The organism is Levilactobacillus zymae DSM 19395 (assembly GCF_001434115.1).
GTDB classification, from domain to species: domain Bacteria; phylum Bacillota; class Bacilli; order Lactobacillales; family Lactobacillaceae; genus Levilactobacillus; species Levilactobacillus zymae.
Genome location: NZ_AZDW01000013.1, coordinates 63,870 through 88,742, shown reverse-complemented (window position 1 = coordinate 88,742; position 24,873 = coordinate 63,870). Strand labels below are relative to the sequence as shown.

The following is a 24,873-nucleotide window of genomic DNA, read 5'->3' as shown; positions in this document are numbered from 1 at the left end:
GGAAGTGCGTCCGATGCCCGACGTTTTACGCGAGATTGGCATGATTGCTCGCGCGTTAGACTCAATTAGTAACGTTGAATTCAAACAATACCAGTTAACCAAAGGTCAGTACCTGTACCTAGTACGTATCTGCGAACACCCCGGCATCATTCAGGAGGACCTGGGTAAACTGATCATGGTGGAACGTTCCACCGTTATTCGCGCCGTACAAAAATTGGTGGCCCAGGGACTCGTCGAAAAACGCCCCGATGCCACCAACCATAAAATTCGTCACCTTTTTGCGACCCCCCAGGCTCAACCGATTTATGCCCGGGTCATCGCCGAAAACACCCATTCTACGCAGGTCGCCTTGCAAGACCTCACCCCCACCGAACAGGCCCAACTGGGGCACTTACTGCAACGTGCTCGGCGGAACGTGGCCGCCGACTGGGAAGCCGTTCAACGGGGCCAAACTCGCCACTATTAATCCTAAAGGAGTCTTTTTAATGACTAGTCAACTTAAACCCTGCACCCTCGATGATTTAGCGACGCTCCAGGCCGTCAGTCGCGAAACCTTCACCGCCACGTTCGGCGCGCAGAACACCCCCGCCGACCTGGCTGCCTATCTCGATACGGCCTATTCTTCCGCTCAACTGACCCAAGAACTGACCGATCCCGAGTCGCAATTTTACCTGCTCTACCAAGACACCACGGTGGCCGGGTACCTGAAACTCAACACCGGGGCCGCCCAGACGGAAGCCATGGGGCCCAACGACCTGGAAATTGAACGGATCTACCTCCGTACGGCGTTTCAGCACCAGGGCCTGGGCCAACGCCTCTTTCAGTTGGCGCTCGAACAAGCCCAACGCCAACGTAAGGCCCAGATTTGGTTGGGCGTCTGGGAACACAACCTCAACGCCCAAAACTTTTACCACCGGCTGGGGTTCCACCAGGTTGGCCAACACACCTTTACGCTGGGCAGTGACCCCCAGACCGACTTGATTTACGCCAAAGATCTTTAATCTTAGCGCCACTCCTCCCGCAACAACCCGTACTGGTACTCATCGTGATACCCGTCGGCTAACCGCTCGTTTTGTCGCAACCGCCCCTCGGGTTGAAAACCGGCCCGCCGCGCGACCGCGTTACTGGCCAGATTATCCACGGCCGCGCGAATGATGACCTTATTCAGGTCATAGTCGCGAAACGCTAAGTCGCACATCCCCCGTACCGCCTGAGTCATGAGCCCTTGTCCCCGAAAGGGTGCCCCCAACCAGTAGCCAATATCGGCACTGTGGTTCACGGAATCAAACCGGTTAAAGCTGATCATGCCCACGGGTTGCTGGGGTAACCACACGACCAAGTTCAAAGAAGTGCCCTGTCCTAAATGCTGATTGACCAGCCGTAGAAAGGCCAGCTCATCGGCCACCGTTCGGGTCGTGGCCACCCACGGCAAGTACCTGCCTAAGGTTTCTCGGTCCTGGTCAATCAGCGCAAATAACGCTGGCGCATCCTTAGCGGGCCGTGGAACCGCCAACGCTAATTCTGGTGTGACCTGATAGGTTAACATCGTTGCCATCTCCTTTACTTTCAACGTTCCTTCAGCATACCACACGAAAACGCGCCCAACGGTAAGTTAACCGTTAAGCGCGTTTTTAATCATCTTAATTTAAGTTAAAAGGTGGGTGCGTTAGGCCTTGTCGACCGCGTGGCCACCGAAACCATTCCGCAGGGCGGAAACGACCTTACCCGTAAAGGTGTCGTCTTCCATGGAACGGTAACGCATCATCAAGGAAAGGGCAATGACTGGCGTTGGCACTTGTTGGTCCAGTGATTCTTGTAAGGTCCACTTACCTTCACCAGAACTGTGCATCGTGCCCCGGATTTCGTCCAGCTTGGCGTCCTTAGCAAAGGCTTCTTCGGCCAATTCCATGAGCCATGAACGAACCACGGAACCGGCATTCCACAGACGCGCAACGGCTTCGTTGTCGTAGTCGAATTGGCTGTGTTCCAGCACGTCGAAACCTTCACCGATGGCTTCCATCATCCCGTATTCGATCCCGTTGTGGACCATCTTCAGGTAGTGACCAGAACCAGCGGCACCGGTGTACAGGTAACCGTTCTTTTGGGCGATTCCTTCAAAGACGGGCTTCAAGGCAGCGTCGAAGGCTTCTTGAGAAGTTCCCCCGATCATGAAGTTCCCGTCGTGGCGGGCACCGGATTGGCCACCAGAAGTCCCACAGTCAAAGAAGTTAATGCCCTTGGCTTCGGCCTTTTCGGCGTCTTCCACGGAGTTCTTCCAGAAGGAATTCCCACCGTCAACGATGTAGTCACCCTTGGCTAAGGTATCCGTTAACGTGGCGATCGTGCTTTCGGTTGGCTTGCCGGCTGGCAGCATCAACCAAACGATCTTAGGTGATGGTAACTTGCTCAACAGGTCTTCCAAAGACGTTGCGGCTTCGGCACCCAGCTTAGCAGCTTGGTCGACGAAGTCTTGGTTTAAGTCAAATCCAACAACTTCTTGGTCGTGATCCATCATGTTTTGGGCTAAGTTTAACCCCATTTTCCCTAATCCAACTAATCCAATTTTCATTGTTAAATTCCCTTCCTTGGTGAAAAGTCCTAATACCTTTTATCAAACAAGCATTATTATATGAAAAAGTTTTACACTTTTCAAGTCCAAAAACTGAAAAAAAGTTACATTTTTAATTTAATTACCGAATTGCCGCGGTTTAAGGCGAATTCCTGGGCGGGCCCATTCAAAAATAACCGGGTGACCGGTATACTATGAGTAACGATAATCGCTGAGGAGGAATTTTTGCATGAAAACACTTACCGTTGACCTGGTGCGCCACGGTCAAACGCTCTTTAACATTCTCGACCGCCTTCAGGGGTGGTCCGATTCCCCGCTGAGTACCGCGGGACTCCAGACGGCCGATGAAACGGGACAACGTCTCAAAAACGTTCACTACGATCATTACTATTCGTCCGATCTCAAACGGGCCATCGACACCGCCCACCACGTGATTGCGCCCAACCAATTCAGTCAGGCGGAACCCACCCAGCTTCAGGACGTCCGCGAAGTCTACTTTGGCTCGTTCGAAGGGGCCGATAACACCGCTTCCTGGTTAACGGCCGCTAAACCGCTGGGCTTTAAGACCCAGGCCGAAATCATCGCTCACGGCTCCTTCTCGCTGGCCCGCGACGCGATGCACGCCGCCGACCCCCTGCACCTCTCCGAAGACGGCCAAACGTTTGAAGCCCGGGTCGACCGGGGACTCCGCACGTTACTGGACCAGAACCAAGACGGCCAGCGACTCTTAGTGGTCACCCACGGGACCTATATCCGCTCCCTAGTGCTACGCTTCGGGCCGCAGTTCGATCCTCTGACGGTATTCCCGGGCAACGGTAGTGTCACCACGCTGACCCTGCAAACGGCCGACAACGCCGCCGGGTTCCACGCCGAGGTCACCGCCTACAATCAACTCTAACTCGTTAATACAAAGAAAACGTCTCGTTACCGTAAAATTGCGGTAACGAGACGTTTTGCGTTTATTTCAACAAGACTTGTAATCCGGCGGCCAATAAGCCCCCTACCAGGGGACCACACATGGGAACCCAGGCGTACGACCATTCGGCACTACCGCGGTTCGGCACCGGCAAGATGGTATAGGCCAACCGGGGGCCCCAGTCCCGGGCTGGGTTGATGGCAAACCCGGTGGTGGTCCCTAGCCCCATCCCGATTACGGCAATCAAGGTCCCCACGATGAAGGGTTTCATCCCCTGAGTAAAGTCACCCAAATTCAACAGGATGAAGATGAACGCCCAGGTCGCGATGGTTTCGGATAGGAAGTTAAAGACCGGGTTAGCGATCGCCGGGCGCGTAGCGAAGATGCCCACGGAGTTCCCGTTTTTCGCCGACGTGGCTTGAAAATGCGGCCGGAATTGGATGATGACCAGCGCGGCGCCCACAAAGGCCCCCAGAAATTGGCCTAATAGGTAGGGCAATACCTGGTCCCACGGGAAGAAACCAAACGCCGCAAACCCAAGCGTCACGGCCGGGTTCAAGTGACCATCCGATCCCAAGTTACCGGCCACGTAGACCCCCATAGTTACCGCTAACCCCCAGGCCAGCGAGATAAAGGTCCAATCGCTGCCGGTCCCGTAGGTCTTCTTCAGGTTCACGCTCGCGCACGAGCCCGTTCCCAAAACAATTAAAATCAACGTTCCAAAAAATTCACCAATAAAACCACTCACAGTTACCCACATCCCTAATCTTTGCGTTAGTTTATGAACTCCTTGGTAAGTTTATCATAATTTCAATCCTGGGGGACCGTTCCGGCAAAAAAGATTGGCGGGCCAATCGTAATTCTCCCGCGGATGGTACCGCTACCGCGAAGGCAATCTGCTGGCGCTCACCTAGAGGCTCCATTTGTTGCCAATTACCGATTCACAGCCACTCGTTGCTTCAGACGACCTTAACGTGTCTGCCCCACCGTTAATTTCACGTGAGCGGTCGCCACCACCCGCGTATTCACGAGTAACTCAATCACGTGGTCTCCCGGATATAGTTTTCTGGTCGTTAACTGCCACCAAGGACGCGTCACCTGACCACTTACCGTTTCGCCGGGCCGGATAGTCGTGCGTTTAATATAGAAATCCTTAAAGGTCGTTCCTTGACGTTGTCGAACGTAGTGCACCCGGTAACCTAAGTAAACGGGTAGTGACCGGCCAGTCTCGGCCGTCATAGTATATTGAAGCGTCGTTGTCGTTCCTAAACTCGCCGTCTGCTCGGTCGGGGTCAACGAACAACCCGTCAGGTGATCAGCGGCACTCAAAGCATACCCTTCTAAGGCCAAGACCGCGGGATTTCCCTGCTTAAACAGGGTCCGCAATCCCCGGGTCAGTATCCAAGTTGTTTGTGGCGTTTGTCCCCAGTAAGTTTGCGCCCAGTCGATCACGGCTTGGGGATGATCTTTACTGATATCGTTGAGATTATTAGCGACCGACTTTTGCACGTACTCGCTTTCATCAGTCATGAGTTCCCGTAAAACCGGCCAGATTGGCGCGGGGTCGGTCACATACTGCGTTAGCCGAATCCCCCACGGTAGCCTGGGGCGTAACCCCTCACTGGCCAAACGCCGGACGGCCGGATCCTGGTCATGCGCCCACCGCAGCATCTGGGTCTCAGTGGCCTGCGGTGCGTGAATCAAAAACGGGCGAATCGCAAATTCACTACTGGAATAACGCGTTAGTTCTTTCAACAGGGCCATGGCAGTGGCCCAATGCGCCAACCCATACTGGGCCACATACTGGGGCAAACAAACGGCCACTAATCCCGTAAATTGCGGGGCAATCGCCCGCAAAATGGGAGCCGCCTGTTCAAAATCGGCCGGTAATTGCCGGTGGAGACTGCTCACTAGCCGGTCACGTCGTTCCATTAATTTTAGCTTTGGCCAATCAGCACGTAAACAATCGGCTAATAGCCGATCGGGTTGAAACAACGGATATTCTCGTTGTATCGCTTCCCCCAGGTGTCGAATAAAAATCGGTGAATACAGTTCTTTTAGGTCCATAGCGTCCTCCATTAAAGCTAGCTTTAGCCTTAGTTTACCGCAAGTGCCCGTTGCTTAGCGACGCCATCACAAAATTTACGACATTCAAGCTAAATAGTTCAACGATTAATCCACTCAGATTTAAGCGGCCGGGTAGCCCGAAAGCGGTTCGCCTACAAAAATGGCATCATGCGGGAATTTCCGGCTAAATCCACTAGTTTTTGGGTTCGCGCCCCTTTAATTTTCCGCAGTCTCATGGTTTAATGGAGCTAATTATTCCGGTTTGGCTGCCGGGGTCCACACCCGATGACCTTAAAAGCTGACATTTTAACGGGGGGAATTTTCATGACATCATCTAAATTATGGGCAGTGGCCTTAGCGACGCTGTCGGCCGGTTTGGTCTTTGCGGCACCGCAGAACGCCTCTGCGGCCAAGGTCCACAAGGCAAACTACCGCGTGGCAAAATATACCGGCTTTACCAAGAGTTACCGGACGGGGTACCTGACCAACCGCCAGTGGAATTATTCTTTTTATAAATTAAACCAGGCGCTCAATCAGCCCAGCAAGAAAGTCGCCTTCAAGATCAAGAATAGCTTAACCCCCTTAAAGGTCAAGAAGACCGGGGTCAACGGCGAACACGAAACGGCCTATGCGGTCAAGTACCAAAAGAAAGTGGCGACGGAAGAATACTGGCGCTCTTACAGCACCCTCTACCCGTACAACTCGTCTAAGCTCGACGCCACGACCATCACGTCTCAAACCACGCCGTTCTCCGGCAAGGCCGTTCTCCCTCACGGCACCAAGACCAACAAATTAAAGGTCTGGATGACCATTAAGCACGGCAATAAGACCGTCTTCTACAAGCACGTCAAGAACGGTTGGAAGTACAGCGGCACCATTTAAAGGCAACTGAAATAGCGTACTTGTTGGGAATTATTCTCTCAACAAGTACGCTTTTTTAGTTTTAAGTTAAAAATGAATAGAAAAAAACCACCAAACCGCGGTTTGATGGTCACTATCTGTGAAAATCCCTAAGGAGAGTACAGGATTTGAACCTGCGCGCCGGTATTAGCCGGTTCGCCGGATTTCGAGTCCGGTGCATTACCACTCTGCCAACTCTCCATTACTTAATCTATTCTACCAATAATGAATATAAATGCAAGGCCTGATTGAAAATTAAATACAATCCTGTGCTAAGGCTCGCGGATCGAACGGGTCAATCCACAGCGGATCCGCTTCAAATAAGGCTAGCGGCGTAATATTGGTGGCATCTAATTTAGCCGCTAAAAGTTGCTTATCCTGTTGAACCACTGTATTAATTTCCCAATTGACCCATTCGGACTGCCAGGTTTCGCGACTAATCACGACCAAAACGCCCTGATTAGTTTTGATTTCACGCCGGAGTTGGCGTTTAAGTGGATGGGCCTGCCGACTATCAAAGGCCACGTCTGGTTGCTGCGCTTGAAAACTGAACACGGGAAAATCCCAACTAGCGGCCGACCAGTCGCTTAGCTGAACACGAAAAGAGTGGGCTAACGGATCAGTGTCTTGATAATTCACAATTATTTTGCTCATCGGATGGTCGTCCCTTCGTCTCATTTAATTCTAGTTTAGTATACGCGCTTAATAAGTCAATCATGTAACGCTCACATGTTTTTCTTATTAAGATAATACGGATATACTAATTAAACGAAACTTTATTGACCAACCTTACTTTAAACTTCTCAGGGCTCGCGCAGTGAAATCTTGAACGGCTTCGCTGATAACAGCGGACCATCAAGTGAGCGTCCGTTTCGTCCCGTTCCACACAAAAAGACCACTCCCCCGCGGATGGTAGAGTGGTCTCGTCTTCTGGATTCTTCTATCCTAGCAGGAATCCCTCTCAGACACAATTAACTTGTCGAGTAGGCCCAGTGAACTATCTAAGCCCCTAAAGTAGGTAACCAGACCAACAGGCCGCTTAACAGGATCATCAGGACCAGGGCCACCGCGTGCCATTTACGGTTCCGCACGAAGATGGCCAGGTATTCGCGCAGGACCGCGTTGGGCAGAAAGAAGCCCGCCGTGCGCGACCCAATCCCGTCGGCCGCTAACCCCACCTGCCGGGCAATCATCCCCGCCCGAAAGGTATGGTAATTGTTGGTCACAAAGATCACCCGCGGCCGGGCGATGCCGCTAGCTTGAATGATGGCTTGACTAAATTTTAAATTCTCAAATGTACTGGTCGACCGTTTCTCGGCAAGGCCGTCCGCGGCGGAAAGGCCCTGCGTCAACGCATAGGCCAACATGGCCTGACCTTCCGGGACCGTCTCGTCGGCGCCCTGACCACCCGAGAAGATCAGCTTCACCGGATGACCGGTCTTCTGGTGTTGCTTGTGATAAAAGGCCAATCCCCGGTCGATTCGCTGTCGTAACAGCGGCGACACCTGATCCCCGTTCAACAAACCGGCACCCAGAACGATAATGAAATCTTGGCGCCACCGTGGATGGTTAAATTGGTACACCACCAACATGGTCAAGTAGTTATAAAACCAAAACGCCAGATAGAACACGCCTAAATTAACTAAAATCACCAAGAACTCGTCAACTTGCGCCGGTAAAAACCGCCCCGCTAGCCGGTTGACCCAGGGCAACAACAGGATGGCTAACCCTAACCACAGCGTCAACATGTTGGCTAGGGTGTGCTGTTCTCGCCGCCAGACCAACCAGGCGTTCCACAGCAGTAAGAAGGCCTGCAGTAAGAACACTAGCCCAATGACCATGAGCACGATGACGAACAACCCGACGCTGACAACAATCAGAATTCGATTTTCCGTTCCCAGAATCGACATGGCTAAGACCGCTAAAAAGCTGTACAGGGTGGCCGAGAACCACAGTCCGTTGCTCAACCGGCACTTATCGCGTTGGTACCGCCAGGTGAAAATCAGCCCCAGCCCGATGGGGACCGCCCACAGCCAATACCAAATGGTGGGAATGGCCGCTACATATTGTTGTGACATTCGTTTTTCCTCCTAATGATTTCCACTATTGAGGATAGCATAAATCCGGCAAATTGACGGGTCAGACCCCTTCAACTCACTAAAAAAACAGCCCCCACCCCGGTTTCCCGAAGTGTCGGCTGCCCATTTCAGCTTATTTTAGTAGTTCATCAGACTGAAGACGTCGTAGCCCTTCAGCTTATCGCGGCCGTGTAAGGCGTCTAATTCAATCAGGAAGGCCGTGCCGACCACGACCCCACCCAAGTCCTCAACCAACTTGATCGTTGCGCCAATCGTGCCCCCAGTGGCCAATAAGTCATCGGTCACCAAGACCCGTTGACCGGGTTTGATAGCGTCCTTGTGTAGGTACAGTGACGACGTCCCGTATTCCAGATCGTAGCTCGCCTTGACGGTCGCCCGCGGCAGCTTACCTTCCTTACGGGCTGGGGCAAAGCCCACCCCTAATTCGTAGGCGACCGGGCAACCCACGATAAAGCCCCGGGCTTCGGGGCCCACAATCATTTCAACGCCCTTATCCTTAGCGTACTGAACGATTTGATCAGTTGCCGCGTGAAACGCCTCACCGTCCGCCATCAACGGGGAGATGTCGCGGAAGACAACGCCCTTTTCCGGGTAATCGGGAACACTTGCAATGTATTTAGTAAAATCAATGGCCATGTTAAAATTAGCTCCTTTATTTTAGGTCGATGAGGCTCTGGAGACGCTGCGTTAACGCCGAATCCGAACAAAGTAAGAGGTCTTGTTCAGTCTGCATCTGTTGCTGCCGTAACTGATAACTCGGGGCACTCGCCAAATCCTGATGTCCCGGTTGTGCGACCGCATCCATGATGCCGTGCGCAATCGAGATAAACCCACACTCGAAGAAAACCTGAATCATGAAGACCAGTTGGGTGCGGGGGATTTGAATAAACGTGCTGAGTTGCGCCAATTGATGACCCACGTCGACATGTTGGTGTGTTGCAACGAACTTAAATAGTTTAGCATATTGTGAGCGAGAAGGCATCCCTAAACGCGAAAGACTTTCTTTCTCATAGAGATACGCCGTAATCTGCGTCGGCTTGAGTTGGGTCAGGGCGGTCGTTAAGTCCGCCGTTAAATCAGGACAATCGACCAAATAAACCGGTTGGTCGTCCGTGATTGGCGTTAACGGTTGGCCCGTGTAAAGGACCGCCGTGGCCGCGGCGGGCAATCGGTCGGCTAATTGTTGATAAACGTTTTGGTGAAAGAAAACGTAGGTCCCCGGGGCCGTCAACATGGCCTGGTGCAAGCGGGTCGTTCGGGCGACCACCACGGCCGGTTCCTGAGTTTGTAAGTCTTTGACCATAACCTGGAGTGAATGCCGCCCCTGCCAGACGTTATCTTCCAACGTCCCGAGTACGGCAACTCGCTGCGCTTGTTCCAGGGCCGGCGCCTGGTCACCCGCGCCGAACTGAATGGCGTTCAACCGACTACTCCCCGTCTGTAACTGAAACTTCAGGTGGTCGTGGGTCTTCCCAATCGCCTTGACCTGCGTAACGGCTTCCGGTTCAAAGGCAAAAAGAGGTTGCGAGTTATCCGTCCCAAACGGTGCTAACCGCGCCAGGTCCTGGTACAACGCCATCGTGGCGTCGGGGACCGCTAGTGTGGCCGCCACGGTCACCTCGCTGGGTCCTTGGTCGGCCAGGTGTTGGGCCACCGCCGCGGCGTCTAAGGCGTCCGCTAGTGCCGGCAGTTGGTCGGCCGGTACCGTGAGGCCCACCGCCATGTGGTGGCCCCCAAAGGCCGTCATCAGGTCGCGGTGTTGGTCGAGAGCCCCGAAGAGGTTAAAGGCCGTGACACTGCGGCCAGACCCCTTAGCACGGCCCTCGGCGTTGACGTTTAGTACCAGCGTCGGTTTTCCGGTCCGTTCGACCACCTTACTGGCCACGATTCCTAGGACCCCCTCGTGCCAATCGTGCCCGCTGATCACCAATGCCTGCCGGTCGCGGTGATTGGCGTCGGTCGCCTGGGCCAACGCCGCCGTACTGATCTCGGCCACCAACTCTTGGCGCCGACGATTTTCCTGCTCGGTCTGGTTTGCCAGGTCCTGAGCCAGGTCGTCGTCTAACGTCGTTAACAGCTTTACGGCCGGAGCCGCATCGCCTAACCGGCCCAGGGCGTTCAACCGTGGCGCGAGGCCAAACCCAATCGATTGTTCGGTCAGGTCGTCCGGTTGGATGCCGGCCGTTTTCATTAATGCTCGCAACCCCGGCCGTTCGTCTTGTTTGAGCAGCGCCAAACCGAAGTATACCAGCACCCGATTTTCGTCGACCACGGGGACTAGGTCCGCCACGGTCCCGATAGCCGCCAGGTCCAATAAGTCTTGCGGAATTTCTTCGCGCAACGCTTGTGCCACCTTAAAGGCCACCCCGGCACCGGAGAGACCGCCAAACGGGTATTCCGCTCCGGGATAACGCGGGTGAATGATGGCGTAGGCCGCCGGCAATTCCTGCGGTAAGTCGTGGTGGTCGGTCACCACCACGTCGACTCCCGCCTCGTTAGCGGCCGCAATCGCGGCGTTACCCGCGACCCCGTTATCGACCGTGACGAACAACTGGGTTCCCGCCGCAATCAGCTTTTGAAACGCCGCAACGTTTGGGCCATACCCGTCGGTGAACCGGTTGGGAATGTAGTAGTTGACCTTGGCCCCCAGTTCGTTGAGCGTTTCGTACATGATCGACGTACTGGTCACCCCATCGGCATCGTAATCCCCGTAAATCGTGATCTGCTGGTCCGCGGCAATCGCGTCCTCAATCCGGTCGATCCCCTTTTGCATGTCGTGCAGTAAGAAGGCGTCGTGGAGCTGTTCTGGTCCCGGGTTCAAGAAGGCCTGCACGGCCGCGGCCGTATCGACTCCCCGGTTTTGCAGGATCTGCGCGACGATGGGCGACACCTGAGCCTCCTTGGCCAGTGCTTGTGCCGTGGCCGACGGTTGGTCCACGTGTTGGTTGTTCCACTGATATTGGGCCGCAATCATTCCACTGTCATCCTTTCTAAAAGACATGAAGAGTGGTGACCACGCACCACTCTTCGTTATTTTTCTGACTATTTAGCTGCCAGCTTGGCCTGGAGGTCCTTGACCTGCGCCTCGAGGTCCTTGATTTGTTGTTCCTGTTGGCCAGCCGCTTGCTTCCCGGAATTCTTGACCCGTTTTTGTAAGCGTTGATTGTCCTCATCCAGGGCCTTGATCCGTTGCTGACTGGTCTTCTCCAGTTCCTTATACGCCCGGTTGTGCTGGAACGTCGTGATCGTCGAAAAAAGGATCACCAGGACCGCGCCAATCAGGATGGAGACCAACAATAAAAGGATTAACGGCCAGTGGACCGTGGTGAACCCGAACGACACGGGCACCGATTCCACGTTTAAAATTGCAAAGACCGCTACCACGATGACCAATAAGATGGTCACGATAATCCGCCACTGATTCTTCAAACCTTGGTCGCCTCCGTTTTCTTCTGAAACGCCACCGGAATCTCATCGAAGTCCTTGACCACCCGGGTATTCGGGAACACCTCTCGGGCCTGATGCTGCAATTCCGCCGCCAACTTTCCTGTATACCGAGCAGAAATATGGTTCAACAATAACATTTTGACGTGCGCGCGCTTGGCCAATTCCGCCGCCTGAATGTTGGTGGAATGGTAGTACGCCCGGGCCAGCTTACCTTCGCCCTTCGCAAAGGTACTTTCGTGGACCAAGACGTTGGCGTTACGCGCCAATTTCTCGGCGTTCGGCGTCTGCCGCGTATCGCCCAAGATGGCCACGATGCGCCCGGGTTGCGCGGGTCCCAGATAATCTTGACCGTTGATCACCCGGCCGTCGTCTAGCGTCACGGTCTTCCCGGCCTTGAGTTGGCCGTAAAGCGGCCCGGATGGGACCTGGTCGGCCCGTAACCGGTCCACCATCAATTCCCCGGGATGGTCCTTTTCGACCACTCGGTAACCGTAACACGCAATGCGATGATCCAGGTGGGCCGCAAAGACCTGGAACTTATCGTCTTCAAAGACCAACCCGTCACCGTTGATTTCTTGGTAATGGATCTTGTACGCTAATTTGGTTTCGGTGACCCGCATGCTCACTTCCACGAAGTCGCGAATCCCCTTGGGGCCGTAAATGGTCAGGGGCGAATTGCCTCCCTGGAACGACCGACTGCTCAACAGTCCCGGTAACCCGAAAATGTGGTCACCGTGCAGGTGGGTAATAAAAATTTTATCAATCTTCCGGGGTTTTAGCGTGGTCCGCAAGATTTGATGTTGCGTCGCTTCCCCCACGTCAAACAACCAGACCGAATTCCGTTCATCAAGTAGGCGCAGCGCCGTACTCGTGACGTTTCGAAACTTTCCGGGCGATCCAGCACCCGTGCCTAAAAATTCAATTTCCATGTTTTTTTCGTTCCTATCTAATTGTTTTAAAGTCCGTCCACTATTTTAGGGGATTTTAGGGTAAATCGCAACTTTTGTCTTCAGGCCGGGGTAAAGAATAAGATTAGGGTTCTCCTCCTAAATTCGGTATAATTAGGGTATTCAAGAGGAGGTGGACCCCGTGCGCTTAATCGATTTTGACCGGTCAACCGGTGATTTAACGCCCCAACTGCGGCTTTACGTCGAAGGCCCCCCTAATCGGCCCATTTGCGACCTGCGGGTCCGTGACGGCCAACTGGACCTCATCCCGGGAACGGGACGGCCGTTGACCCTGGACCAATTTCGGGCCCGCACCCAGCAAGTCAAGCCCACCGCCAGTCTCTTCTTAGCGGGACCGCCGCCCCAACGGCTCTACGGTTACCGACTAATTCCCCAATGTCTGTTATTGGGTTAAAGGAGTGCTTACCATGTCGTTATCACGAACCGCCCTGGTCATGGGCCTGGGTCTCAGTTGTTTACTGGTCGGCCTCAGCGGCTGCCAGCAAAAAGCGCAGCAAAGCAGTACGAGTTTTAAAAATTCGAGTGCGTCCAGTCACCACTATCAGGCTAAAAAGCCCGATGCCGCCATCAGCCAATCGTCGTCTCACCAATTCAACCAGAATTTTCACCCCACTAAGGCGCAAACCAAGAGTCGCCACTACGTCAAAACGGGCGCCCTCACCCAAACGGGTCAGTACACTTACGACAGCGTGGGCACCAAGTTAACGCTGGCCCAGGTCCACCACCCGCAAACCACGATAAAAAGTGGGGCCTTTACTTACCGGCTCACCACGGTCCGCCTAATCCGGAACGTGGCCGAAACCACCGATGCCAAGAAGATGGCGGCGCAGGCGTTGAACCTGAGCACGGTCAAGAGTCCCTACTACACCCTTCAAGTTAAGTTTACCATTACCAACCACCGTCATCAGGACTTAACGACCGACGGGATCAAGGGGATTCGGTTGGGCACCAGCGCCAAGGCCCCGCTCTTGACGGCAGCCACGCAACTCAGCGATGCCAGCGCCGGGAAGACCGTCCCGGCCAACAGCAGCCTGAACACCTATGCGACCGGTCTAGCCAGTCAGCAGACCGCGCCAACCTTTAACCGGGTCAAGATTGCCTTTGCCGGGGCCTACACCGCCAAGCAACGGCAGGTAGTCGCCCCTAGCGGTTGGCTCACCACTAAAATCAACTAATCCGTGACCTGAAAGGGCGCGCACCCGTAATTCGGATGCGCGCTCTTTTGGTTGGCTTTTAAGCCATGTATTCAAAACTAAAGTCATCGATTTGAACCGTGTCGCCGTTTTGGGCGCCCTTATCCCGTAAGGCGTTGTCCACGCCCATACCCCGCATTTGCCGGGCAAAGCGCAGTAGGCTTTCGTCGTGGGTCACGTCGGTCATCTTAAACAGCTTCTCGAGCTTGTCGCCACTCAAGATCCAGACCCCGTCCGGATCGCGAGTAATGGTAAAGTCCGGCGTCTGCTGGAAGTTGTACTCGGCCGTCTTGACCGTGGCGTCCTTGACCGGGAACTTCGGTGTCTGGGCCAAAATCTCGGCGGTCCGCTGTAACAGCGGGGTTAACCCGTCATGGGTGAGCGTCGAGATGGCAAAGACTTCCGGTTTCTGGGCTAACAGCTGGTCTTGGGCCAGATTTTGCTTGAACGTCGCCAGGTTGTCGGCGGCATCCGGCATGTCCATCTTGCTAGCTACCACGATTTGTGGTCGTTTCAAAATGTCCGGATCGTAGGCCAGCAACTCACGGTTGATCTTTTCGAAGTCGTCGTACGGATCACGGCCCTCCACGCCACTCATATCAATGACGTGCAGGATGACCCGCGTCCGTTCGACGTGCCGGAGGAATTGGAACCCTAACCCGATCCCCTTAGCGGCCCCTTCGATCAGCCCCGGTAAATCGGCCATCACGAAGTCTTGACCGTCGGGTAACCGGACCATGCCTAAGTTCGGTACCAACGTGGTAAAGTGGTACTCCGCAATCTTAGGCTTGGCACTGGTCACGGTCGCCAGGAGCGTCGATTTCCCCACGGAAGGGAATCCGACCAACCCAACGTCGGCCAGAACCTTTAATTCCAAGCGTACTTCGAATTCTTCACCGGGCTCCCCGTTTTCAGCAATTTCGGGCGCCGGGTTCTTGGGCGAGGCAAAGTGGATATTGCCCCGACCACCCCGGCCACCGTGCGCCACGATCACGGAATCGTCGTCACCGACGAGATCCCCGATCACGGCCCCGGTCAGGTTGTTGATGACCGTGGTTCCTTGGGGTACCTGGACGATCAAATCGTCGGCCCCGCGACCCGTCATCGACTTGATGGCACCGTTGCCCCCGTTTTTCGCCTTGAACTTCCGTTGATACCGGAAGTCCATCAGCGTCCGTAAGCCTTGGTCCACGACGAACACGACGTTACCGCCGCGACCGCCATCCCCACCGGCCGGACCACCGTTAGGCACAAACTTTTCTCGCCGGAAGGCAACCATTCCGTTACCCCCATTACCGGCCTTCACATTAATTTTAACTTGATCTACAAACATATTAATTTCCTCATTTTCTTAATCAGTTCAGTGACGTTGACCGCACCGGTACCCGCTTGTCAGTATACCGGCAAACTGGCGGGGCGTCAAAGTTTCGTTGGTGTCCGCGGATTCTTGATCTCCGCGGTATCGGCCTTTAAGGTCAATAAGATGGTTTGGGCGACCGTCTTATTGATGCTTAGGGCCTGCAAATCTTCGACACTCGCCTCACCGATCTTCTTGGTCGACCCAAACTTCCGTAACAGCTTGTTACGCGTCTTGGGCCCGACCCCCGGAATCGTGTCCAACTTCGAACTCAGCGAATGCTTAGTATGGACCTGCCGGTGGAAGGTGATGGCAAACCGGTGCACCTCGTCTTGAATCCGTTGGACCAGATAAAAGCCCTGGCTTTGCGGGTCCAAGTGGACGTGTTGGTCGGCCGGGCCAAACAACAGGTCGGCGGTCTTATGGTGATCGTTTTTGACCATCCCGGCCACCGGAATATGCAGGTCTAATTCGTCTTCTAAGACTTCCTTGACGGCGTTCATCTGAATGTCGCCCCCGTCCATCAAGATCAGATCCGGTAACGGCGCGTGTTCCTTTAACAGCCGCGTATAGCGGCGCCGGATGACCTCTAGGGTGCTGGCCGTTTCGTCGGCGTGGTCCACGGTCTTTAATTTATACTTCCGATAAAGTTTCTTGTTGGGTTGACCATCCACGAAGACCACCATCGCCGAGACCAAATCGGCCCCCTGAATGTGGGAGTGGTCGAAGGCCTCAATCTTGTGCCCCGGGGCGATGCCTAATGCGTCGGTGATTTCCTTCATGGCCCCGGTGGTCTTACTTTCGTCCAGTTCCAAGAGGCGGAACTTTTCTTCCAGGACCAGCCGGGCGTTCTTGCCGGCCATCTCCAACAAGTCGCGCTTCGTTCCCCGTTGCGGCGTCCGCACGGGGACGTGCAGTAGCGCTTCGATCATCTCGCCATCGATACTGGCGGGAACCAGAATCTCGCGGGGAAGCACCGTATTCTTCCGTTGGTAGAACTGCACGATGAAGCTGGCTAACTCCTCTTCGGCCGTGTTGACCACCGGAAAGAGCCGCTTTTCGCGCTTCATTAACCGCGCCTGGCGGATGAAGAAGACCTGAATCGACAACCAGCCCTTGTCCAGGTAGAAGTTAAAGATGTCCCGGGGCGTGTGGTCGTTGGAAATAATCTTTTGTTTCTCCACGGTCGCTTCGATGTAGCGAATCTGGTCGCGCAAATCGGCGGCTCGCTCGTAGGCCATTTCGGCCGCAGCGGCTTCCATGCGTTCGTGCAGTTCCTTTTCGGCTCGTCCAACGTTCCCGTTCAGAAACGACTTGATCTTACGAATCTGGCGGTCGTAATCGGCCTGCGGGACCTCTTTAAAGCACGCACCTAAGCACTGACCCATGTGATAGTACAGGCACGGGCGGCCCTGATAGCCGGTACACCGGCGTAACGGGTAAACCTTTTGGAGGAAATGGATGGTTTCTTCGGCCGCGTAAACGTTCGGATAGGGGCCAAAATAATAGCCACCATCCTTTTTGATCTCGTTCACTAACAACAGCTGCGGGTCCCGTTCGTGGGTAATCTTGATGTAGGGATACCCGGTCCCCCGCTTCAACTTGATGTTAAAGTACGGCTGATGCTTCTGAATCAAGGTGATTTCTAGGAGGAAGGCTTCCTTGTCGGTCGACGTGATGATCGTCTCGAAGTCCACGATTTCACTGACCAATTGCGCCGTCTTGCCCGTATGACTACTCTTAAAGTAGGAGCGTACCCGGTTCTTGAGGTTTTTGGCCTTCCCCACGTAAATAATCTGACTATTCAAGTTCTTCATCAGATAACAACCGGGTAGGTCCGGGAGCAAGGCCAGTTTATGTTCGAGGTATTCCGATGCCACGACGATCCCTCCGTTTCTTAAATTTGCTAATAAATTATAAGCCGAATCCCTGTTCGGCGCAAGCAATCCACCCGCCGGCGACCCCCACCTGCGTTCTAAAATGACAAACGGCAGAAGTTCTGCTATGATAGCTGAAAAGACATCAGGAGGTGGCAGTATGGCACTTAAGGTAAAACGGCAAGATGATTTAGACTCCATGTTCGGCAAGTTCGCCCAAATGGATCCTAAGGACGAAAAACGGGATAAGTTCTTAAAGCGCGAAGACGCCCACAAGGACAACAAACGCGCCAAGGGCCTCACCAAGACCGACCAAGAAAAAATCGAACACGACAACCAATAATCCCACCTGCTAAGGTTGGGAAAAGCCCTCACGGAAGCATTTCCGTGAGGGCTTTTTGCTTACTTTTCGGCTTGGTAACCGTTAGGATAGCGAGCATTTAAGCGGTCAATATTGCTTTGTGCCACTTCATCAAAGTCGATGTCGGCCCACTGGGCAATTTGGCTTAAGTACCACAGGACGTCGCCCATTTCCTTCACTAAGGCGTCGTGATCGAGGTCCTTACCGTGAAAGGTATACTTCTTGATCAACTCGACGACCTGCCCGGATTCACCGGCCAGCCCCAACGCACAGTTGGTCAAGACCTGTTCATTGCCGTAAAGTGTCCGGTTCGCTGCTTTTTGATAGTCACTAAATTCCACGGTTATTCCTCCCCAAAGGCTTGTTGTTCGATCCATTGCCACACGGCATCCTTCCCCGTCTTCTGCGGGGCAGAAAACAGGATGATGTTATCGGCATTGGGTAACCCCAACGTTTTTTTGATCTGACTGATGGTCTGGTTCCACTTGCCCCGTGCGATCTTATCGCTCTTGGTCGCCACGATCAGCGTTGGGAGTTGGTAGTACGCCAACCACTGATACATCTGCACGTCCGCCGCGGTGGGGGCGTGCCGCGCATCGATCAACGACACGACGCCCTTTAACTGGTCGCGCTGTGTCAGGTAGGTTTCAATCATTTGGCCCCACTTTTCTCTGGCCGCCTTCGACACCTTCGCGTAGCCGTAACCGGGCACGTCGACGAAGTACAGTTGATCTTCCACGTTGTAAAAGTTCAACGTCTGGGTCTTCCCCGGCTGACTAGAGGTCCGCGCGTAGGATCGCCGATTAATCAACACGTTGGTCAGTGATGACTTCCCAACGTTTGAGCGCCCTACCAGGGCAATCTCCGGATAACCCGTCGTGGGATACTGACTGGGTTGCACCGCGCTCATAACTAGTTCTACGTGATTCACTTCCATTGCTTCGTGCCATCCTCTCCAAAATTGTCTTTCATCATTCTAACACAGAACGGCGCGGCGTACTGGTTACTTTCTAGCTGGAAAGCTCCCGTAAGCGGTTGAACCCCCGGACCGCCCGGGTTTGTCCCCGCCGATAAAATCTCAACTCACGGTGAACGCAAAAGAGACCCGGTCAGTGACCGAGTCCCCTAACGCTACATTAAATTATGACGCCTTTTGGTCCCGTAAAACGAGTTCCGGTTGGGCGTGATCCGTTACTGTTGCGGCCGTGATGATCACCTTGGCCACGTCATGGCGACTCGGTAAGTCGAACATGATGTCGCGCATCACGTCTTCGATGATCGACCGTAAGCCCCGGGCCCCGGTGTTCCGCGCAATCGCTAACTTCGCCATTTCCCGTAACGCGGCGGGCTGGAATTCCAACTGCACATCGTCTAAGGACAACAGCTTTTCGTATTGCTTGACCAACGCGTTCTTGGGTTCCGTTAAAATCCGGACCAAGTCGTTTTCGTCCAGCTTTTCCAGTGCCGTCAGAATTGGCAGCCGCCCGATAAATTCGGGAATCAGCCCAAATTCCAGCAGGTCTTCCGGAATCACGTGTTGCATCAGGCTGTCGCCAGATGCCAGCACCTTTTGTTCCTTGGTATCGGCCCCAAACCCAATCGTTTGGTCCCCTAACCGGCGCTTAACGATGCTGTCGATGCCGTCGAAGGCCCCACCCACGATAAATAGAATGTTGGTGGTGTCGATTTGAATAAATTCTTGTTGGGGATGCTTCCGCCCACCCTGAGGCGGCACGTTAGCAATCGTCCCTTCCAAGATCTTCAAGAGGGCTTGTTGGACCCCTTCACCGGAAACGTCCCGGGTAATCGACACGTTTTCGGCCTTCTTGGCAATCTTATCGATTTCATCGATGTAGATAATCCCCTTTTCGGCCCGGTCCACGTCGTAATCGGCGTTTTGCAGGAGTTTCAAGAGAATGTTTTCCACGTCTTCACCGACATAACCCGCTTCGGTCAAGGTCGTGGCGTCCGCAATGGCAAACGGCACGTTCAGCATCTTGGCGAGGCTTTGCGCTAAGTAGGTCTTCCCGGACCCAGTCGGTCCAATTACGGCGATGTTACTCTTCTGGAGTTCTGGACCGCCATCATCCTTGGCCATTTCGTTGACCCGCTTATAGTGGTTGTAAACGGCCACGGAAAGCGTCCGTTTGGCTTCGGTTTGGCCAATCACGTATTGGTCAAGGTTCTTCACGATTTCAGCCGGCGTTGGCACTTCTAAGGTTTCTTGTGCGTTATCTTGACTGAATTCTTCGTCGATGATTTCTTTACATAAATCGATACATTCATTACAGATGTAAACACCCGGACCAGCAACGATCTTTTGAACTTGATCTTGGGTCTTTCCGCAAAAAGAGCAGGTCACTGGGCCATTGGTTTCGGTGTTTTCAAACAATAAACTCACCCTTTCTATCCGGGCTAGTGCCCATCTCTCGGTCAGTTAATCCGCTAAACTACCGGATTATCCCGTCATTGGTGTACTATACCACAGATATGAACGTTAGAGAATTAATTCGCCTTCTCAACCAGTTGGCGGCGGGGATGACCAGGTCACCCCTAAAGAAAAACCGGAACAACGAAAACGTCGTCCCGGTCTAGTTCACGCTGATAACGGCTTAGTCGTTGTCTGCGTCCTTCTTCTTGTCTTGCTTAGCGGAATCAGCAATCAGGTCAACGGCACTCTTGATGGCGATGTCATGCTTGAGCATGTCGTCGGACAGAGCACTGCGAACGGCGCTTTCTTCCATGCCGTATTGGCCGGCAAGATCCTTAACTTCGGCCTTGACTTGGTCTTCAGTTGGTTCGATCTTTTCAGCTTCCACAACGGCTTCCAAGACTAAGTTGGTCTTAACCCGCTTTTCGGCACCGTCAGAGAATTGCTTCCGCAAGTCTTCTTCCGTGGTCCCGGTCAGCTGGAAGTACATCTTAGGCTGGATACCTTGTTGTTGCATGTTAGCCAGGTATTGTTCAACTTGACGATCAACGTCATCCTTGATCATGGCTGCTGGCACGTCACCGATTTCGGCGTTGTCAACAGCTTCACTGATGGCTTCGTCTTCGATCGCATCGTGAGCCGCATGCGTCTTTTCTTCCTTCAAACGGTCCTTAGTCTTAGCCTTTAATTCATCTAGGCTGTCAACGTCTTCGTCAACGTCCTTAGCAAATTCGTCGTCTAATTCAGGAAGTTGCTTTTCCTTAACTTCGTGGATCGTAACCTTGAAGGTTGCTTCCTTGTCTTGTAAGTCCTTAGCTTGGTAATCCTTAGGGAACGTGACCTTAACGTCCACGTCATCGCCAGCCTTGTGACCAACTAATTGGTCTTCAAAGCCAGGGATGAAGGAGTTAGAGCCTAATTCCAAGGAGTAGTTGTCGGCCTTACCGCCATCGAATTGCTTGCCATCAACGTAACCGTCGAAGTCGATGACTACCGTGTCGCCGTTAGCGGCTGGTTGGTCTTCCTTCAAGACTAATTCGGCTTGTTGTTGACGTTGCTTTTCTAATTCAGCGTCGATGTCCTTTTGGTAAACCCGCGTGTTTTGCTTCGTCACACTCAGGCCCTTGTAGTCGCCCAATTTAACGTCTGGCTTAACCGTTACAACGGCCTTCAAAACCCAAGCCTTACCCTTGTCCATGGATTCAACATCCACTTGGGGTTGGTCGACAGGTTCGATGGACGTTTCCTTGATAGCTTCTTCGTAAGCATCAGGTAAAACAATGTTTAAGGCATCTTGGTACAATGCTTCTTCACCGTACATTTGGTCGAAGATTTGACGAGGCACACGGCCCTTACGGAAACCAGGCACAGCCAGGTTCTTCTTGGTGCGTTGGAAAGCTTTGTCTAAACCTTCCTTGATCTTGTCAGGGGCAATTTCAAAGGTTAATTCACCCTTGTTTGCTTCCTTTTTTTCCCACTTTGCAGCCATTGTATTCCCTCCGAAATGAAAGATATTACTATTTACAATTCTAGCAATTGCATACTGTCTTAGTGTACCTTAACCGTTGCCAATTGTAAAATGATTTTTGCCTAAAAGCCGTGAACGGCGCGGATTCGTCCCCCCTGACTAGTCACAAGGGACGAATCTGGACGGCCTTAAAAGGTTACCACTTTCTTTAACCGGCCACAAGTCGCCTAGCTGTGCGGCCAACGCTGCTCAGCGCAGCCTAAAACGCGCGCCACCAGGATTTTTCTCCTAACGACGCGCGTCCGCGTTTTCATCAATTAAGCTTCCGGTCCTTCTGGGGCTGCCGCCAGTTGCTCCCGGGCACGAGCGAGTTCGGCTCGAATCTGGTCAAAGCCGGTACCACCTAACGAATGCCGGCGTTGCACGGCCACCTTGGCTTCCAAGTCGTGGTAAACGTCCGCTTGGATCAAGGGTGAAATCTGTTGATACTCGGCCAGCGGAATCTCCTGAAGCGTTCGGTGATTCTTCAGGCCGTCCAACACCAACTTTCCCACGATGGCGTGCGCTTGGCGGAAGGGAATCCCCTTATTGGCCAAGTAATCGGCCAGTTCGGTCGCGTTCGAAAAATCGTTGGTCGTGGCGTGCGCCATCCGTTGTTCGTTGACCGTCAACGTTTCGAGCATTCCCGTAAAGACGTGTAGGCAGGTCAACACGGTGGTCACCGTGTCAAAGACGCCCTCCTTGTCCTCCTGGAGGTCCTTATTGTAGGCCAACGGCAAACCCTTCATCACGGTCAGCAGGCTGAATAAGTTGCCGTAGACTCGCCCGGACTTGCCCCGAATCAATTCGGCCATGTCGGGGTTCTTTTTCTGGGGCATGATCGAACTGCCCGTTGAGAATTGGTCGCTTAAGGTAATGTAGTTAAATTCATAGCTACTCCAGCTCACGATTTCCTCGCAAAAACGCGACAGGTGCATCATCAAGATGGCAGCGTTGCTCAGAAATTCCAACACAAAGTCTCTGTCCGACACGGCGTCCAAGCTATTATGGTAAACCGCGTCAAAGCCGAGTAACTGGGCGCTGTACTCCCGGTCGATGGGAAAGGTCGTTCCCGCCAACGCCGCGGCGCCCAGGGGCGAGATGTCGGTGTGTTGTTGGTTAAAGGTCAACCGCTCGGCATCGCGCCGAAACATTTGATAGTACGCCAATAAATAATGAGCATAAGAAATCGGTTGGGCGTGTTGCAAGTGGGTGTACCCCGGCATCACGGTCTCCACGTGTTGGGATGCCTTATCCACCAACACCGTCTCTAACTGGTGAAGCCGCGTTAAGATCAGCGGTAAGCGGTGTTTGAGGTACAGGTGTAAGTCGGTGGCCACCTGATCGTTCCGGGAGCGCGCCGTGTGGAGTTTACCCGCCACCGGGCCAATCTCGGCGGTCAGCAGCGCCTCGATGTTCATATGGATATCTTCATTGACCGTGGAAAATTCCAACTTTCCGGCCTGAAGGCGCTGGTCGAGGGTTTCTAGGCCGGCGACGATTTGGTCGACGTCGGCGGCGGGCAAGATGCCCGTCTTTTTTAACATTTTCACGTGCGCCAGCGACCCGGCGATGTCCTCAGCGGCTAATTCTTGATCGAAACTAATGGATGCCCCGAAGTCGTCAACGTATTGGGCCCCGGTCGCCGTGAACCGGCCGCCCCATAACTTTTGCGTACTCATGGCATCGGCTCCTTCGTGGTGTTGTGGGCGGCCACCTTAGCTTGAACTTGCGCATTGACCTGCGTCGGCAAGCCCCAGAGCTTAATGAAGCCCACGGCCGCCTGTTGGTCGAATTCGTCGGCCGCCGTGTAGGTCGCTAATTCCTTATTGTAGAGGGAGTTCGGCGACTTCCGCCCCTCGGTGATCACGTTGCCCTTAAAGAGTTGGACCCGGACCACGCCGTTGACCACCTGCTGGGTCTGTTTCAAGAAGGCCACCATGGCGTCCATTAAGGGCGAGAACCAAAGGCCGTTATAAATGGTATCGGCCAGTTTCTGTTCGATCAAGGGCTTGAAGTGTGCCAATTCCCGTTCAAAGGTCAGGTCTTCGAGATCCTTGTGGGCCTTCAGGAGCACCGTGGCAGCCGGCGCTTCGTAGACCTCCCGTGACTTGATCCCGACCAGCCGGTTTTCGATGTGGTCGATCCGGCCAATACCGTGTTGACCGGCAATTTTATCAAGCTTCATGATCAACGTCGCCAGATCCAAGGATTGACCATCCAAGGCCACCGGGACGCCCGCTTCAAAGGTGATTTCTAAGGTCGTGGGTTGGTCCGGGGTATCCGCTAAGGCGTTGGTCCGGTCAAAGGCATCGGCCGGAGCTGCCGTCCAGGGATCTTCGAGCACGCCACATTCGTTCGCCCGGCCCCACAGATTTTCGTCGATCGAATAGGGACTGTCGAGGTTAATCGGGACGGGAATGTTGTGTTGCTTGGCGTAGTCGATCTCTTCTTCTCGTGACCAGTGCCAATCCCGCACGGGCGCTTCGATCTGAATATCGGGCGCCAACGCGTGAATCGCGACTTCAAACCGCACCTGGTCGTTGCCCTTCCCGGTACAGCCGTGAGCAATGGCCGTGGCGTGTTCTTGTTTGGCAATCGCCACCAACTTCTTGGCGATCAGGGGCCGGGATAAGGCGGATACCAATGGATATTCCCCTTCATACAACGCGTGCCCCTGCAAGGCTAATAAGGCGTAATCCTCAGCGAATTCCTCCTTGGCATCAATCATGTACGAGGCCACCGCCCCTAGCTGTAATGCCTTGGCCTTGATGGCGGCCATGTCCTTACCTTCACCTACGTCCACGCCGCAGGCAATAACGGCGTATCCCTTATCCTTTAGCCAGCTAATTGCAACCGATGTATCCAAACCACCCGAATAGGCTAAAACGACTTTTTGTTGTTCACTCATGATGATGACCTCCAGCACTTGTTTTTGAATTAACGTTGAATGTATCTTAGCACCGGATTATTCAATATTCAATAGTTTTATTTAATATACATAAAAAGAATACTAAAAAGCATGATTATGCACAATAAAATGCATATCATTCATTTCAGCTAGTAGTTATCGAGAATCCTAAGGGCTCAACCGTGAGACTCCCGGTAAACGACCAAAACCCCCGTTGACCAACAATCGTCAACGGGGGTTATTCATTTTATGACTGCATACAAAAAAGGA

25 protein-coding genes and 1 tRNA gene are annotated in these 24,873 nt (G+C 53.6%); 7 read left to right on the top strand and 19 right to left on the bottom strand.

The window, feature by feature from the left end; all coding sequences use genetic code 11:
- Positions 1–13 precede the first annotated feature (13 nt).
- Complete coding sequence (locus tag FD38_RS02015) at positions 14–466, top strand: MarR family winged helix-turn-helix transcriptional regulator (protein ID WP_057730676.1); 453 nt, start codon at positions 14–16, stop codon at positions 464–466.
- 19 nt (positions 467–485) lie between these two features.
- Positions 486–1,001, top strand: coding sequence for a GNAT family N-acetyltransferase (locus FD38_RS02010; RefSeq protein WP_057730675.1), 516 nt, complete (start codon positions 486–488; stop codon positions 999–1,001).
- A 2-nt stretch (positions 1,002–1,003) separates the two neighbouring features.
- On the opposite strand, the gene FD38_RS02005 is transcribed toward FD38_RS02010, so the two are convergent.
- Complete coding sequence (locus FD38_RS02005; RefSeq protein WP_057730673.1) at positions 1,004–1,546, bottom strand: GNAT family N-acetyltransferase; 543 nt, start codon at positions 1,544–1,546, stop codon at positions 1,004–1,006.
- Positions 1,547–1,666: 120 nt separating this feature from the next.
- The gene (gene gnd, locus FD38_RS02000) at positions 1,667–2,569 is read right to left on the bottom strand and encodes a phosphogluconate dehydrogenase (NAD(+)-dependent, decarboxylating) (RefSeq protein ID WP_057730671.1); all 903 of its coding nucleotides are present in this window, start codon (positions 2,567–2,569) and stop codon (positions 1,667–1,669) included.
- Between the two features lie 229 nt (positions 2,570–2,798).
- On the opposite strand from gnd, the gene FD38_RS01995 reads away from it, so the two are divergent.
- Positions 2,799–3,467, top strand: a complete 669-nt coding sequence (locus FD38_RS01995) for a histidine phosphatase family protein (protein ID WP_057730669.1) — start codon at positions 2,799–2,801, stop codon at positions 3,465–3,467.
- 61 nt (positions 3,468–3,528) lie between these two features.
- Here FD38_RS01995 and FD38_RS01990 read toward each other — a convergent pair whose 3' ends face one another.
- Complete coding sequence (locus FD38_RS01990; protein WP_057730667.1) at positions 3,529–4,233, bottom strand: MIP/aquaporin family protein; 705 nt, start codon at positions 4,231–4,233, stop codon at positions 3,529–3,531.
- A 221-nt stretch (positions 4,234–4,454) separates the two neighbouring features.
- Positions 4,455–5,417 carry a DNA alkylation repair protein gene (locus FD38_RS01985; protein WP_225430752.1) on the bottom strand — a complete coding sequence of 321 codons (963 nt, stop codon included), beginning with the start codon at positions 5,415–5,417 and terminating at the stop codon, positions 4,455–4,457.
- A 459-nt stretch (positions 5,418–5,876) separates the two neighbouring features.
- Here FD38_RS01985 and FD38_RS01980 point away from each other — a divergent pair, with 459 nt between their 5' ends.
- On the top strand, positions 5,877–6,434 hold the full coding sequence (locus FD38_RS01980; protein WP_147007807.1) for a hypothetical protein: 558 nt from the start codon (positions 5,877–5,879) through the stop codon (positions 6,432–6,434).
- A gap of 131 nt (positions 6,435–6,565) precedes the next feature.
- Here FD38_RS01980 and FD38_RS01975 read toward each other — a convergent pair.
- The 7 genes from FD38_RS01975 to rnz form a co-directional block, all read right to left on the bottom strand.
- Positions 6,566–6,653, bottom strand: a tRNA-Ser gene (locus FD38_RS01975).
- 54 nt (positions 6,654–6,707) lie between these two features.
- On the bottom strand, positions 6,708–7,106 hold the full coding sequence (locus FD38_RS01970) for a TIR domain-containing protein (RefSeq protein WP_057730661.1): 399 nt from the start codon (positions 7,104–7,106) through the stop codon (positions 6,708–6,710).
- Positions 7,107–7,453: 347 nt separating this feature from the next.
- Positions 7,454–8,530, bottom strand: a complete 1,077-nt coding sequence (locus FD38_RS01965) for a YdcF family protein (protein WP_057730659.1) — start codon at positions 8,528–8,530, stop codon at positions 7,454–7,456.
- A 138-nt stretch (positions 8,531–8,668) separates the two neighbouring features.
- Complete coding sequence (locus FD38_RS01960; protein WP_057730657.1) at positions 8,669–9,187, bottom strand: adenine phosphoribosyltransferase; 519 nt, start codon at positions 9,185–9,187, stop codon at positions 8,669–8,671.
- Positions 9,188–9,203: 16 nt separating this feature from the next.
- Positions 9,204–11,525: a single-stranded-DNA-specific exonuclease RecJ gene (recJ, locus tag FD38_RS01955; RefSeq protein WP_057730655.1), complete on the bottom strand. Its 2,322-nt coding sequence runs from the start codon at positions 11,523–11,525 to the stop codon at positions 9,204–9,206.
- 68 nt (positions 11,526–11,593) lie between these two features.
- Complete coding sequence (locus FD38_RS01950) at positions 11,594–11,980, bottom strand: LapA family protein (protein ID WP_057730652.1); 387 nt, start codon at positions 11,978–11,980, stop codon at positions 11,594–11,596.
- The gene (gene rnz, locus FD38_RS01945; RefSeq protein ID WP_057730650.1) at positions 11,977–12,927 is read right to left on the bottom strand and encodes a ribonuclease Z; all 951 of its coding nucleotides are present in this window, start codon (positions 12,925–12,927) and stop codon (positions 11,977–11,979) included. Before rnz ends, FD38_RS01950 begins: the two co-directional genes overlap by 4 nt.
- A gap of 160 nt (positions 12,928–13,087) precedes the next feature.
- Between rnz and FD38_RS01940 the strand changes: the two genes are divergently transcribed.
- Together FD38_RS01940 and FD38_RS01935 are read left to right on the top strand one after the other, a co-directional pair.
- Positions 13,088–13,360, top strand: coding sequence for a hypothetical protein (locus FD38_RS01940; protein ID WP_057730648.1), 273 nt, complete (start codon positions 13,088–13,090; stop codon positions 13,358–13,360).
- Positions 13,361–13,373: 13 nt separating this feature from the next.
- Positions 13,374–14,141 carry a hypothetical protein gene (locus FD38_RS01935; RefSeq protein WP_057730647.1) on the top strand — a complete coding sequence of 256 codons (768 nt, stop codon included), beginning with the start codon at positions 13,374–13,376 and terminating at the stop codon, positions 14,139–14,141.
- Positions 14,142–14,199: 58 nt separating this feature from the next.
- Here the strand turns inward: FD38_RS01935 and obgE are convergent, their stop codons facing one another.
- On the bottom strand, positions 14,200–15,492 hold the full coding sequence (gene obgE / locus FD38_RS01930) for a GTPase ObgE (protein WP_057730645.1): 1,293 nt from the start codon (positions 15,490–15,492) through the stop codon (positions 14,200–14,202).
- An 86-nt stretch (positions 15,493–15,578) separates the two neighbouring features.
- Complete coding sequence (gene uvrC / locus FD38_RS01925) at positions 15,579–17,396, bottom strand: excinuclease ABC subunit UvrC (RefSeq protein WP_057730643.1); 1,818 nt, start codon at positions 17,394–17,396, stop codon at positions 15,579–15,581.
- A gap of 157 nt (positions 17,397–17,553) precedes the next feature.
- Here uvrC and FD38_RS01920 point away from each other — a divergent pair, with 157 nt between their 5' ends.
- A complete protein-coding gene (locus FD38_RS01920; protein WP_057730641.1) occupies positions 17,554–17,736 on the top strand; it encodes an SPJ_0845 family protein in 183 nt (60 codons plus the stop codon).
- A gap of 59 nt (positions 17,737–17,795) precedes the next feature.
- Here FD38_RS01920 and FD38_RS01915 read toward each other — a convergent pair whose 3' ends face one another.
- The 6 genes from FD38_RS01915 to FD38_RS01890 all read right to left on the bottom strand — a co-directional run bounded on the left by FD38_RS01915 (position 17,796) and on the right by FD38_RS01890 (position 24,603).
- On the bottom strand, positions 17,796–18,095 hold the full coding sequence (locus FD38_RS01915) for a nucleoside triphosphate pyrophosphohydrolase family protein (RefSeq protein ID WP_057730639.1): 300 nt from the start codon (positions 18,093–18,095) through the stop codon (positions 17,796–17,798).
- Between the two features lie 2 nt (positions 18,096–18,097).
- Positions 18,098–18,691, bottom strand: coding sequence for a ribosome biogenesis GTP-binding protein YihA/YsxC (gene yihA / locus FD38_RS01910; protein ID WP_057730637.1), 594 nt, complete (start codon positions 18,689–18,691; stop codon positions 18,098–18,100).
- A gap of 204 nt (positions 18,692–18,895) precedes the next feature.
- Positions 18,896–20,146 (bottom strand): ATP-dependent Clp protease ATP-binding subunit ClpX, encoded by a 1,251-nt coding sequence (gene clpX, locus FD38_RS01905; RefSeq protein ID WP_087741883.1) that lies wholly within the window; start codon positions 20,144–20,146, stop codon positions 18,896–18,898.
- A 220-nt stretch (positions 20,147–20,366) separates the two neighbouring features.
- Positions 20,367–21,674: a trigger factor gene (gene tig, locus FD38_RS01900; protein ID WP_057730634.1), complete on the bottom strand. Its 1,308-nt coding sequence runs from the start codon at positions 21,672–21,674 to the stop codon at positions 20,367–20,369.
- Positions 21,675–21,970: 296 nt separating this feature from the next.
- The gene (gene argH / locus FD38_RS01895) at positions 21,971–23,374 is read right to left on the bottom strand and encodes an argininosuccinate lyase (RefSeq protein ID WP_057730632.1); all 1,404 of its coding nucleotides are present in this window, start codon (positions 23,372–23,374) and stop codon (positions 21,971–21,973) included.
- Positions 23,371–24,603 (bottom strand): argininosuccinate synthase, encoded by a 1,233-nt coding sequence (locus FD38_RS01890; protein WP_057730631.1) that lies wholly within the window; start codon positions 24,601–24,603, stop codon positions 23,371–23,373. The genes argH and FD38_RS01890 overlap by 4 nt, the downstream gene beginning before the upstream one ends.
- Positions 24,604–24,873: the final 270 nt, after the last annotated feature.

Bases quoted from the DNA above. Each gene is read 5' to 3' on its own strand.
- FD38_RS01935 (WP_057730647.1), top strand. From the start codon at position 13,374: ATGTCGTTATCACGAACCGCCCTGGTCATGGGCCTGGGTCTCAGTTGT.
- FD38_RS01960 (WP_057730657.1), bottom strand. From the start codon at position 9,187: ATGGCCATTGATTTTACTAAATACATTGCAAGTGTTCCCGATTACCCG.
- FD38_RS02015 (WP_057730676.1), top strand. From the start codon at position 14: ATGCCCGACGTTTTACGCGAGATTGGCATGATTGCTCGCGCGTTAGAC.
- FD38_RS02005 (WP_057730673.1), bottom strand. From the start codon at position 1,546: ATGTTAACCTATCAGGTCACACCAGAATTAGCGTTGGCGGTTCCACGG.
- FD38_RS01985 (WP_225430752.1), bottom strand. From the start codon at position 5,417: ATGGAACGACGTGACCGGCTAGTGAGCAGTCTCCACCGGCAATTACCG.
- tig (WP_057730634.1), bottom strand. From the start codon at position 21,674: ATGGCTGCAAAGTGGGAAAAAAAGGAAGCAAACAAGGGTGAATTAACC.
- FD38_RS01965 (WP_057730659.1), bottom strand. From the start codon at position 8,530: ATGTCACAACAATATGTAGCGGCCATTCCCACCATTTGGTATTGGCTG.
- recJ (WP_057730655.1), bottom strand. From the start codon at position 11,525: ATGATTGCGGCCCAATATCAGTGGAACAACCAACACGTGGACCAACCG.
- argH (WP_057730632.1), bottom strand. From the start codon at position 23,374: ATGAGTACGCAAAAGTTATGGGGCGGCCGGTTCACGGCGACCGGGGCC.
- FD38_RS01890 (WP_057730631.1), bottom strand. From the start codon at position 24,603: ATGAGTGAACAACAAAAAGTCGTTTTAGCCTATTCGGGTGGTTTGGAT.
- yihA (WP_057730637.1), bottom strand. From the start codon at position 18,691: ATGGAAGTGAATCACGTAGAACTAGTTATGAGCGCGGTGCAACCCAGT.
- FD38_RS01980 (WP_147007807.1), top strand. From the start codon at position 5,877: ATGACATCATCTAAATTATGGGCAGTGGCCTTAGCGACGCTGTCGGCC.
- FD38_RS01920 (WP_057730641.1), top strand. From the start codon at position 17,554: ATGGCACTTAAGGTAAAACGGCAAGATGATTTAGACTCCATGTTCGGC.
- gnd (WP_057730671.1), bottom strand. From the start codon at position 2,569: ATGAAAATTGGATTAGTTGGATTAGGGAAAATGGGGTTAAACTTAGCC.
- FD38_RS01970 (WP_057730661.1), bottom strand. From the start codon at position 7,106: ATGAGCAAAATAATTGTGAATTATCAAGACACTGATCCGTTAGCCCAC.
- FD38_RS01995 (WP_057730669.1), top strand. From the start codon at position 2,799: ATGAAAACACTTACCGTTGACCTGGTGCGCCACGGTCAAACGCTCTTT.
- obgE (WP_057730645.1), bottom strand. From the start codon at position 15,492: ATGTTTGTAGATCAAGTTAAAATTAATGTGAAGGCCGGTAATGGGGGT.
- FD38_RS02010 (WP_057730675.1), top strand. From the start codon at position 486: ATGACTAGTCAACTTAAACCCTGCACCCTCGATGATTTAGCGACGCTC.
- rnz (WP_057730650.1), bottom strand. From the start codon at position 12,927: ATGGAAATTGAATTTTTAGGCACGGGTGCTGGATCGCCCGGAAAGTTT.